Genomic DNA, 11,446 nt, shown 5'->3' with positions numbered 1-11,446 from the left:
TGGCGGCGCATGTTGTTATCGGGTCGTCGGGAGGGCGACGGGGCCGGGAGCGACCACGCCCATCGAGACGATGTACTTGAGCGCCGCGTCGACGCTCATCTGGAGTTCGATGCAGTCGCTGCGCTTGAGCATCACGAAGTAGCCGCCGGTCGGGTTCGGCGTGGTGGGCACGTAGACGCTGAGGTATTCCTCGCCGCCAAGATGCCCCATGACCTCGCCGCCCGGCGCGCCGGTGACGAAGGCAATGGTCCAGACGCTTTCACGCGGCCACTGGATGAGGACCGCCGTGCGGAAGGCATTGCCGTTCTCGGAGAACAGGGTGTCCGACACCTGCTTGACGCTCGAATAGATCGAACGCACCACAGGAATGCGGCGCACCACGGCATCGCCCCAGCCCAGCAGGCGCTTGCCGATGAAATTGCTCGCCACGGCGCCGACCACCAGCAGGATGGCCAGCGTGAGCAGCACGCCCAATCCGCGCACGTTGTTGTCGTAGAGCCACTTCTGCCAGGCGAGCGGCAACACCCACAGCGTCTGGTCCAGCGTGTCGATGATCCACTTGAGCACCGCCAGCGTGATGAACAGCGGCACGATGACCAGCAAGCCGGACAGCAGCCATTTGCGCAAGGCGTGCATCGCAGAGGCCTCAGTCGGTCTTGGTGGCGGCAGCGGGTGCCGGGCTCGAAGCAGCAGGGGCTGGTGCGGCGGCGGGCGCGCTGGCTGCGGCAGCGGGCGCTGCCTCTGCGGGCGCTGCGGAGGCGGTGTCGCCCGCAGGCTTGGCTGCATCGCCATCGCCGGAGGGCGCGGCCTTGCCGTCACCCGGCTTCTTGCCGCCATCGCGGAAATCGGTCACGTACCAGCCCGAGCCCTTGAGCTGGAAGCCGGCCGCCGTGAGTTGCTTTTCGAACGCGCTGGCGTTGCAGGTGGGGCACACCGAGAGGGGCGCGTCAGACATTTTCTGCAGCACGTCCTTGGCGAAGCCGCAGGCGCTGCACTTGTAGGCGTAGATGGGCATGGAAATGGGGGGTCGGATGGAGCGCCAGCGTGGCCGCTCGCAAAGCCCTCGATTATAGAGCCCACCCCCTGCAGGCCACGCCCACACGGCTTTGCAGTCAAGCGCAGAAGGCCCGTCGCCGCGATCGTGCTCGCAGCATGGCAAGGCGCCCCGTCACAGTCGAGCGTTGGGCCCTATGTCAGGCCGAGGCCGTGGCCAGCGGCCGATGCGGCGTGCGCTGGTTGACCACCCACTGGGGGGCCAGCGAGCCGATCACCATGCCGAGCGCCGAGGCCAGCACGCCCGCCAATTGCCCCGGGAACGCCTCGCCCCAGGGCATGGCCATGAACAGCAGCCAGACGCCGATGCCGAGCACCACGGCCAGCACCGCGCCCTGCGTGCTGGCCCGGTTCCAGTACAGCCCGGCCACCAGCGGCACGAACGCGCCCACCAGCGGCACCTGGTAGGCGCCGGAGACCAGCTCATAGATCGACGTGCCCTGCATGCGGATCGCATAGCCCAGCACGGCGGCGCTGAACAGCAGCACCGTGATGCGCATGGTCATCAGGTTCTCACGGTCGGTGCCGGCGGGCCGGAACTGGCGCCAGATGTTCTCGGTGAAGGTCACGCTCGGGGCCAGCAAGGTCGCGGAAGCGGTCGACTTGATGGCCGACAGCAGCGCGCCGAAGAACAGCACCTGCATCACGAAGGGCATCTTCTCGAGCACCAGCGTCGGCAGCACCTTCTGCGGATCTTCCTTGAGCAGCGTGGCGGTCTGCTCCGGCATGATCAGCAGCGCGCTGGCCACGAGGAACATCGGCACGAAGGCGAACAGGATGTATGCGACGCCGCCGATCACCGGTCCGCGGGTGGCCGACTTGACGCTGTTGGCCGACATCACACGCTGGAACACGTCCTGCTGCGGGATCGAGCCCAGCATCATCGTGATGGCCGCCGCCAGGAAGAAGATCATGTCGTGGAAGCTGGGCTCGGGCCAGAACTTGAACAGGTCCTTGCTGACGGCGAGTTCGATCACCTTGTCGGCGCCGCCAGCCATGTTGCCGGCGAACACCGCGATCACCGCCAGGCCGCTCACCAGGATGATCATCTGGATGAAGTCGGTCACCGCCACCGACCACATGCCGCCGAACAGCGTGTAGGCCAGGATCGAGACCACGCCAATGGTCATGCCCATCGGGATGCTGATGACGCCCGCCGACAGCAGGTTGAACACCAGCCCCAGCGCCGTGACCTGCGCCGACACCCAGCCCAGGTAGCTCAGCATGATGATCAGCGAGCAGGCCACCTCCACCGTGCGGCCAAAGCGCTCGCGGTAGTAGTCGCTGATGGTCAGCAGCGTCATGCGGTAGAGCTTGCCGGCGAAGAACAGGCCCACCAGGATCAGGCAGGTGCCCGCCCCGAACGGGTCTTCGATCACGCCATTGAGCCCGCCGCCGATGAACTTGGCCGGAATGCCCAGCACCGTCTCCGACCCGAACCAGGTCGCGAAGGTGGTCGTCACGATCATGTAGAGCGGCAGGTGCCGCCCGGCGATGGCGAAGTCGGTGGTGTTCTTGACGCGGCGGGCCGCGATCAGCCCGATGGCGATGGTGATCAGCAGGTAGACGATGACCAGGGTCAGCAACACGGCGGCTCTCCTGAAAGCAAGGAAGGTTGCGAATGAAAACTAGAAAAGGCGGATGCGCAGGATGAACTGGAATGCAAGAAGACCCAATACAAAACCCATGCCACCGTAGATGATCGCCTGCAGCAGCTTGTTGGTTCGCTTCTGAGCGGCCAGCAGTTCGAGCAGTTCCCGGCGGTGGTCGGCGGGCCGATTTTCCAGGAAATCATGCAGCAGGCGCGGCAGTTGGGGCAGCAGCTTGGCGTAGCGCGGCGCCTCGGCGCGCAACTGCGCCAGCAGCCGCTTCGGCCCGATCTGGTCGACCATCCACTTCTCGAGGAAGGGCTTGGCCGTGGCCCAGAGGTCCAGTTCCGGATCGAGCTGGCGGCCCAGGCCCTCGATGTTGAGCAGGGTCTTCTGCAACAGCACCAGTTGCGGCTGGATCTCGACCTGGAAGCGGCGCGACGTCTGGAACAGGCGCAGCAGCACCATGCCCAGCGAGATTTCCTTCAGTGGCCGGTCGAAGTACGGTTCGCACACGGTGCGGATGGCGGCTTCCAGCTCATCGACGCGGGTGGTCACCGGCACCCAGCCGCTTTCCACGTGCAGCTCGGCCACGCGCTTGTAGTCGCGCCGGAAGAAGGCCGCGAAGTTCTGCGCCAGGTATTCCTTGTCGACCTCGGTCAGCGTGCCGATGATGCCGAAGTCCAGCGAGATGTAGCGCCCGAAGGTGGCGGCATCCAGGCTCACCTGGATGTTGCCGGGGTGCATGTCCGCATGGAAGAAGCCGTCGCGGAACACCTGCGTGAAGAAGATCGTGACCCCATCGCGCGCGAGCTTCGGCACATCGACGCCGCCGGCGCGCAAGCGCTCGATCTGCGCGATCGGCACGCCCCGCATCCGCTCCATCACCATCACGTCCGGATGGCAGAAGTCCCAGAAGATCTCGGGGATGAGCACCAGGTCCAGCTCGGCCATGTTGCGACGCAACTGGGCCGCGTTGGCGGCCTCGCGCACCAGGTCGAGCTCGTCATGCAGGTACTTGTCGAACTCCCCGACCACCTCGCGCGGCTTCAGGCGCTTGCCGTCCGGGGACAGCTTCTCGATCCAGCCGGCCATCATGGCCATCAGCGCCAGGTCCTTCTCGATCACGCCGCGCATGTTGGGCCGCAGCACCTTCACGGCCACGTCGCGCAACTCGCCCGCGCGGGTGCGCAGGATCGCGAAGTGCACCTGGGCAATGGACGCGCTGGCCACGGGCTCTTCCTCGAACTGCACGAACACCTCGCCGACGGGCCGGCGGAAGGCGCGCTCGATGGTCGCGATGGCCACGCTCGACGGGAACGGCGGCACCTGGTCCTGCAGGCGCGCGAGCTCGTCGGCGATGTCGGGCGGCAGCAGGTCGCGCCGCGTGGACAGCACCTGGCCGAACTTCACGAAGATGGGTCCCAGGCCCTCCAGTGCCTCGCGCAGGCGCTGGCCGCGCGGCGCCTCGAGGTTGCGGCCCACTGCCAGAAGGCGGGCGACCCGCACGAGCCAGGGCTTGTCGAAGCTGGTCAGCACCAGCTCATCCAGGCCGTAGCGAAGCGCGACCCAGACGATGTAGATGCCGCGGTAGAAACGCCTCATTCGCGGCCCGACGATGCCGCGGCGCGACCGGCGCGGTCACCGACGAACTGGCGCAATGCGCCCACCACGCGACGCGCGCCGTTGCCGATGGCATGGGCCGGCACATCGCCGATGAGGCGGGCCAGGTCGTCCTCGACGTCCCAGCGCACGTGGTCGACCAGCCAGTTGACCTCGGCCGCCAACTGTACGTCGCCGACGATCTGCACCTCCGGCTTGTCGCCGCGCAGGCCGCTGCGCACGAGGTCGATCGGGGAATCCTGCATGACGGTGAGCGTGAGGTCGGCAGTCGCGCCCTGGGGGGCGAGATCGAGCAGTCCGGCCGGCGTGGCCACCAGCTGCATCGTGATGAAGCGCCACTGGAAACGCACCACGTTGCCCTGCTGGCGGATCAGGCGCTGCTGCGCTTCCGGTTCCTGCTGCAGCACATGGTTGAGGAACAGCACTGCCCGGTGCTGGATTTCGTGAACCACCCACGGCGGTGGCTGCAGACGCTCGCCGACACGGTTGAACAGGTCGCCGAGAAAGGCAAATGGGGACGATGGTGTGGCCATGTCCCCATTATCGGTTGAGCCGGCACTGAAGCCGGTGGGTGCACCCTTATTGCAGCGCCTGCACGCCCGCCACCAGCCAGCCGCCCTGGCCGCCCGTGGGCTTGCTCATGTTCCACACTTCGCGGAACGGGCTCGGGCCGGCCGACGCGTCCTCTCGAATCATTCCGGAGAACTCGACGCTGGCCAGGTAGACGTCCGGCAATTCCTCGATGCCCAGCAGCTTGGCGTCGAGCATCACCACCTCGGTCTTGTTGGGCTGGCCGCCCGTGTGGCTTTCGCGCTCGGCCAACTGCATGCGGATTTCGCCCAGCATGGTGTCCGTCATCATCGAGCGCAGCATGCCGAGGTCGTTCTTGTCCCAGGCGTCCTGCAGCGTCACGAAGTTGCGCTTGGCCGCGGCCAGGAAGCCTTCGGTGTCGAAGCCCGCCGGAATGCCCCAGCTCTGCGAGCCGGCAAGCGCCGAGCCGATCATGCTGCCGCCGGCCGCGCCTGCTGCGCCGGCCATCGAGGAACCATGCGACGGCGTGGCATCGAAGGTGGCGCCTTGGGGTTGCTCCCAGGGGCGCGCCGAGGCGTCGTTGCCGACATTCGCGGGCTTGTATTGCGCCGGCGCGCCGGCATTGCCGGGACCGCCGGCCCCTTCGAAGGCGAAGCCACCCGGACGCCCACCAGCCGGCCGCGAGCGCGCCGCAAAGATGCGCCATACGACGACCGCGGCCAGCACCAGCAGACCGATCAGCAGGATGTTGCCGAAGGCGGCGCCCAAGCCCAGGGAGTTGGCCAGCCACGCGAGGCCGAGGCCCGCAGCGAGGCCACCAAGCATGCCCATCCATGGACGCTTCGGCGCCGCGGCGGGCGGCGTTGCAGGCGCCGGCGTTGCGGGCTTCGCGGCGGCCGCGTTGTTGGTCACGTTCTGCGAGGGCGCGGACGGTGCGGCGGCCTCTCGTTGCGTGACGTTGCTCGACTGGCGGCCCATCGACTTGCCGCCGCCCATGCGTGCCGCGTCGGCCTGCACGCTGACCAGCGCCATGGCGCAAACCAGCAAGACCGATCCAATTCTTCTCATGACGTCTCCTCTGTAGTTGCCGTTCAACGGCTGATGCTTCAACACTTGATTCCAACATGCAGGGCAACCACGCCACCCGTCATGTTGTGATAGTCCACATGGCCGAAACCGCCCTCTTTCATGAGGGTCTTGAGCTGCTCCTGCCCGGGATGCATGCGGATCGATTCCGCCAGGTAGCGGTAGCTCGCGTCGTCGCCCGCGACCAGCTTGCCGAGCCGGGGAAGCACGCTGAACGAATACCAGTCGTAGGCCTTGGCCAGCGGCTTGGCCACCTTCGAGAACTCCAGCACCAGCAGCTTTCCGCGAGGCTTGAGCACGCGGTTCATTTCCTTGAGCGCCAGGTCCTTGTGCGTCATGTTGCGCAGCCCGAAGGCGACCGTGACCACGTCGAAGTGATTGTCGGGAAAGGGCAGCTTCTCGGCGTCGCAGACCAGCGTGGGCAACGCGACGCCGGCATCGAGCAGGCGGTCGCGGCCGGTGCGCAGCATCGCTTCATTGATATCGGTGTGGACCACCTGGCCGCTGGCGCCCACCTTCTTTGCGAATGCCAGCGCGAGGTCGCCCGTGCCGCCGGCGATGTCCAGCACCCTGGAGCCTTCGCCCACGTTGGCGACCATGACCGTGTAGGCCTTCCACGCGCGATGCAGGCCGGCCGACATGAGGTCATTCATGACGTCATAGCGGGACGCGACCGAGTCGAACACGCCACGAACGCGTGTCGCCTTGTCCTTCTCTTCGACCGACTCGAAGCCGAAATGGGTTGTACTCATGCGCCCGATGTTAGGGCGTAAGTGCCGATATCAATCCGACAACCCGTCGGGCCGGCGGGTATTACCGCCTCTGGTGACGCGTCGGAGGTTCAGTGCGAAGCGCAGCCGTGGCCGCCCTTTTCGACCATCGGGGCATCGCGGTCGACGCCGGCCGCCTTGAGGCGTGCTTCGTATTCGGCCCACAGCTGGGACTGCTTCGCACCCAGTTCATAGAGCAGGTCCCAGGAGAAGATGCCGGTGTCATGGCCGTCGCTGAAGACAGGCTTGACCGCGTAGTTGCCGACCGGCTCCAGCTCGACCAGCGTCACGTCGCGCTTGCCGGTCTGCAGCACTTCCTGACCCGGGCCATGCCCCTTGACCTCGGCGGACGGCGAGTTGATGCGCATCAGTTCGAAGGGGATGCGAAAGGTCGCGCCATCGGAGAAGCCGATTTCCAGCACACGCGACGCGCCATGCACGGTGATCGATTGCGGCGTCGGTGCGCCGGATTGCAGGCCTGCCATGGATTGGATCGGTTGTCGAAAGTGAAGAGCCCGCGCAGTATGCCCCGCTTGCGATGGGAATGCCGCGGTCTTACTCCCCTCTCCCTACGGGAGAGGGCTGGGGTGAGGGCAACTGCCCCTTCAAAAGGGGCAAGCGCCCCGCCGCCCTCGTCACACCAATACCCGCTCGATCCCACCATGGTTGGCGGCGGCCACGTACTCCGGCAGCCACTGCTCGCCCAGGATCTTGTTGGCCATCTCGACCACGATGTAGTCGGCCTCGAGCAAGCCGTTGTTCAGGTCGTTGCCATAGCGGGAGAGGCCCTGGAGGCAACTCGGGCAGCTGGTCAGGATCTTGACGTTGTCCTTGGCGCCGACCTTGCCGGATTCGCGCAGCTCGGCCTCGCCCTTCTTCAGCTCCTCTTCCTTGCGGAAGCGGATCTGCGTCGAGATGTCGGGCCGCGTCACGCCCAGCGTGCCGGACTCGCCGCAGCAACGATCGTTCTTGAGCACGTTGTCGCCGACCAGCGCCTTCACCGTCTTCATCGGGTCCTGCAGCTTCATCGGGCTGTGGCAGGGGTCGTGGTACAGGTAGCCGGCGCCTTGCGACGTGTCGAGCGTGATGCCCTTCTCGAGCAGGTACTCGTGGATGTCGATGATCCGGCAGCCCGGGAAGATCTTGTCGAACTGGTAGCCCTGCAGCTGGTCGTAGCAGGTGCCGCAGCTCACCACCACGGTCTTGATGTCAAGGTAGTTCAGCGTGTTGGCGACGCGGTGGAAGAGCACCCGGTTGTCGGTGATCATCTTCTCGGCCTTGTCGAACTGGCCGCTGCCGCGCTGCGGGTAGCCGCAGCAGAGATAACCCGGTGGCAGCACCGTCTGCACGCCCGCATGCCAGAGCATCGCCTGAGTCGCCAGGCCGACCTGCGAGAACAGGCGCTCCGAGCCGCAGCCGGGGAAGTAGAACACCGCCTCGGTCTCTGCCGTGGTCGCCTTCGGGTTGCGGATGATCGGCACGTAGTCCGCATCCTCGATGTCGAGCAGCGCGCGCGCCGTCTTCTTCGGCAGGCCGCCCGGCATCTTCTTGTTGATGAAGTGGATGACCTGTTCCTTGATGGGCGCCGGGCCCAGCGTGGCGGGCGGTGCGGCGGTCTGCTTCTTCGCCAGGCCGCGCAGCAGGTCGTTGGCCATGCGCTGCGCCTTGAAGCCGATGTCGACCATGCCGACGCGCATCGCCTTGATGGTCTGCGGATTCGTCGCGTTGAGGAACAGCATCGCTGCCGCATTGCCCGGACGGAACGACTTCTGGCCCATCTTGCGCAGCAGGTTGCGCATGTTCATCGACACATCGCCGAAGTCGATCTTCACCGGGCAAGGCGTGAGGCACTTGTGGCAGACCGTGCAGTGGTCAGCCACGTCCTCGAACTCTTCCCAGTGCTTGATGCTGATGCCGCGGCGCGTTTGCTCCTCGTAAAGGAAAGCCTCGACCAGCAGCGAGGTCGCGAGGATCTTGTTGCGCGGCGAATAGAGCAGGTTGGCGCGCGGCACGTGCGTCGCGCACACCGGCTTGCACTTGCCGCAGCGCAGGCAGTCCTTGACGCTGTCGGCGATGGCGCCGATGTCGCTCTGCTGCATGATGAGCGACTCGTGGCCCATGAGGCCGAAGCTTGGTGTATACGCGTTCGTGAGGTCGGCGTGGATCAACGCGCCCTCACCCCTGCCCTCTCCCGCAAGCGGGAGAGGGGGCAATTCACTCCCTCTCCCGCTTGCGGGAGAGGGCCGGGGTGAGGGCAGCCCGCGCAGCAGCTTCCCCTTGTTGAACCGCCCCTCAGGATCCACCCGCGCCTTGTATTCCATGAACGGCCGCAGCTCCTCGTCGCTCAGGAACTCCAGCTTCGTGATCCCGATCCCGTGTTCCCCCGAGATCACCCCATCCAGCGAGCGCGCCAGCGCCATGATCCGCACCACTGCCGCATGGGCCGTCTGCAGCATCTCGTAGTTGTCGCTGTTGACCGGGATGTTGGTGTGGACGTTGCCGTCGCCCGCGTGCATGTGCAGCGCGACCCAGACACGCCCCTTGAGCACGCGCTGGTGGATGGCATTGACCTCGTCCAGGATCGGCGCGAATTCCGCTCCCGCGAAGATCTGCTGCAGCGGCGTGCGGATCTGCGTCTTCCAACTCGCGCGCAGCGTGTGATCCTGCAGCTGCGGAAACAGCGTATCCACATCACGCAGCCATTCGGCCCACAGCGCGCGCACCTCCTGCACCAGCGCGGTCGCCTGCGCCACGCGGTCCTCCAGCAGTTCCGCCGAGGGAATGTCGTTGGCATCGTCGGTCTTGCCGAGCGGCAGGTTGCCACGCGCGAAGAAGGCTTCAAGCGCCTGCGCAAAGGCCAGCTTGTTCTGCAGGCTCAGCTCGATGTTGATGCGCTCGATGCCATCGGTGTACTCGGCCATGCGCGGCAGCGGGATCACCACGTCCTCGTTGATCTTGAAGGCGTTGGTGTGGCGGCTGATGGCCGCGGTGCGCTTGCGGTCGAGCCAGAACTTCTTGCGCGCCTCCGGGCTGATCGCGATGAAGCCTTCGCCGCTGCGTGAATTGGCGATGCGCACCACTTCCGACGTGACGCGGGCCACGTCGTCTGCGTTGTCGCCCGCGATGTCGCCGAACAGCACCATCTTCGGCAGGCCGCCGCCGTGCTTCTTCGACTTGGTCGCGTAGCCGACCGCCTTCAGGTAGCGGTCGTCGAGATGCTCCAGGCCAGCGAGCAGCACACCCGAGCGCTTCTGCTCGGCGAACATGAAGTCCTTGATCTCGACGATGCTCGGCACCGCGTCCCTGGCATTGCCGAAGAACTCCAGGCAGACAGTGCGCGTGTGCGCCGGCATGCGGTGCACGACCCAGCGGCAGCTGGTGATCAAACCGTCGCAGCCTTCCTTCTGGATGCCCGGCAGGCCAGAGAGGAACTTGTCGGTAACGTCCTTGCCGAGGCCCTCCTTGCGGAAGGTCTTGCCGGCGATCTCGAGGCGCTCCGTGCGCAGCCTGGTCTTGCCGTCGGCAGCGAAGTACTGAAGCTGGAACACCGCGCTTTCCGCGTCGTGGATCTTGCCGAGGTTGTGGCCGATGCGCGTGACTTCGAGCCATTCAGCCTGCGGCGTGACCATGCGCCAGGAGGCAAGGTTGTCGAGCGCGGTGCCCCACAGCACGGCCTTCTTGCCGCCGGCGTTCATGGCGACGTTGCCGCCCACGCATGAAGCCTCGGCGGAGGTCGGGTCGACCGCGAAGACGAAGCCCGCGCGCTCGGCCGCATCGGCAACGCGCTGGGTGACGACACCGGCTTCGCTCCAGATCGTCGGCACGGGTTGGTCGAGCCCCGGCAGCGAGACCATCTCGACCTCGGTCATGGCCTCCAGCTTCTCGGTGTTGATGACCGCGCTGTTCCAGGTCAGCGGGATCGCGCCGCCGGTGTAGCCGGTGCCGCCGCCGCGCGGAATGATGGTCAGGCCCAGTTCGATGCAGCCCTTGACCAGCAGCGCCATCTCGGCCTCGGTATCGGGGCAGAGCACGACGAAGGGATATTCCACGCGCCAGTCGGTGGCGTCGGTGACGTGCGACACGCGCGAGAGGCCATCGAACTTGATGTTGTCCTTGGCCGTGAGCTTGCGGAATGCGCGCGTGGCCTTGCGGCGCAACGCGGCCACGTCCTTGAACATGAGGTCGAAAGTGGCAATGGCCTGCGACACCAGGCCGGCCAGTTCGCCAACGAGCGCATCGCGCTGGGCGTCGATGTCGGGTGTGCGGCGCTTGCCCACTTCGGTGAGCCGGTGGTTGAGCGCATCGACGAGCTGGCCGCGGCGGCGCGGGTTGTCGAGCAGGTCGTCGACCAGGTATGGATTGCGCTGCACGACCCAGATGTCGCCCAGCACCTCATAGAGCATGCGGGCCGAGCGGCCGGTGCGGCGCTCGCTGCGCAGCACTTGCAGCAGTTCCCAGCCGCGCGCGCCGAGCAGGCGGATCACGATTTCGCGGTCGGAGAAGCTGGTGTAGTTGTACGGGATCTCGCGGAGTCGCACGGGCTCTTCGGCCTGCGACAACAACGCGGTCAACGCGGTCGGAGCATTCATCGGGGATGGCCTCGGTCGGGCGCAGCGCGCCCACTAACCAGGGGGCCGATGATTTTAGGTCAGGGGGCTTGGGCTTTGCGGTTGGGGTGGTTTAGGGCTCTTCTCCGCGAAAAGCGCCCGGTACGCGGTACGGGCCGTCCGACCCTACTTCGCCGGCCCCTTCGGGGCTACCCTGCGCTGCTCGCGTATCGCGGGGTCTGGCTCG

9 protein-coding genes are annotated in these 11,446 nt (G+C 66.3%); all 9 read right to left on the bottom strand.

Features of this window, described 5'->3' with window-relative positions:
* Window positions 1–15: 15 nt before the first annotated feature.
* Window positions 16–636 carry a DUF502 domain-containing protein gene (locus HCU76_RS20435; RefSeq protein WP_218510486.1) on the bottom strand — a complete coding sequence of 207 codons (621 nt, stop codon included), beginning with the start codon at window positions 634–636 and terminating at the stop codon, window positions 16–18.
* A 10-nt stretch (window positions 637–646) separates the two neighbouring features.
* On the bottom strand, window positions 647–1,015 hold the full coding sequence (locus HCU76_RS20430; RefSeq protein ID WP_218510485.1) for an FmdB family zinc ribbon protein: 369 nt from the start codon (window positions 1,013–1,015) through the stop codon (window positions 647–649).
* Between the two features lie 178 nt (window positions 1,016–1,193).
* Window positions 1,194–2,642, bottom strand: a complete 1,449-nt coding sequence (locus tag HCU76_RS20425) for a sodium:solute symporter family protein (protein ID WP_218510484.1) — start codon at window positions 2,640–2,642, stop codon at window positions 1,194–1,196.
* Between the two features lie 39 nt (window positions 2,643–2,681).
* Window positions 2,682–4,247 (bottom strand): ubiquinone biosynthesis regulatory protein kinase UbiB, encoded by a 1,566-nt coding sequence (ubiB, locus tag HCU76_RS20420; RefSeq protein WP_218510483.1) that lies wholly within the window; start codon window positions 4,245–4,247, stop codon window positions 2,682–2,684.
* Entirely contained in the window at window positions 4,244–4,798 is a 555-nt protein-coding gene (locus HCU76_RS20415) for a hypothetical protein (protein WP_218510482.1), read from the bottom strand. Before HCU76_RS20415 ends, ubiB begins: the two co-directional genes overlap by 4 nt.
* Before the next feature lie 46 nt (window positions 4,799–4,844).
* A complete protein-coding gene (locus tag HCU76_RS20410; protein WP_218510481.1) occupies window positions 4,845–5,864 on the bottom strand; it encodes a Tim44 domain-containing protein in 1,020 nt (339 codons plus the stop codon).
* A 38-nt stretch (window positions 5,865–5,902) separates the two neighbouring features.
* On the bottom strand, window positions 5,903–6,634 hold the full coding sequence (gene ubiE, locus HCU76_RS20405; protein ID WP_218510480.1) for a bifunctional demethylmenaquinone methyltransferase/2-methoxy-6-polyprenyl-1,4-benzoquinol methylase UbiE: 732 nt from the start codon (window positions 6,632–6,634) through the stop codon (window positions 5,903–5,905).
* Between the two features lie 89 nt (window positions 6,635–6,723).
* A complete protein-coding gene (locus HCU76_RS20400) occupies window positions 6,724–7,137 on the bottom strand; it encodes a gamma-butyrobetaine hydroxylase-like domain-containing protein (protein WP_218510479.1) in 414 nt (137 codons plus the stop codon).
* 150 nt (window positions 7,138–7,287) lie between these two features.
* Complete coding sequence (locus HCU76_RS20395) at window positions 7,288–11,241, bottom strand: FAD/FMN-binding oxidoreductase (protein ID WP_218510478.1); 3,954 nt, start codon at window positions 11,239–11,241, stop codon at window positions 7,288–7,290.
* Window positions 11,242–11,446 lie beyond the last annotated feature (205 nt).

The organism is Variovorax sp. dw_308, assembly GCF_019207085.1.
In the GTDB taxonomy this organism is placed as follows: Bacteria; Pseudomonadota; Gammaproteobacteria; order Burkholderiales; family Burkholderiaceae_C; genus Variovorax.
This window is presented reverse-complemented; position numbering and strand designations above follow the sequence as displayed.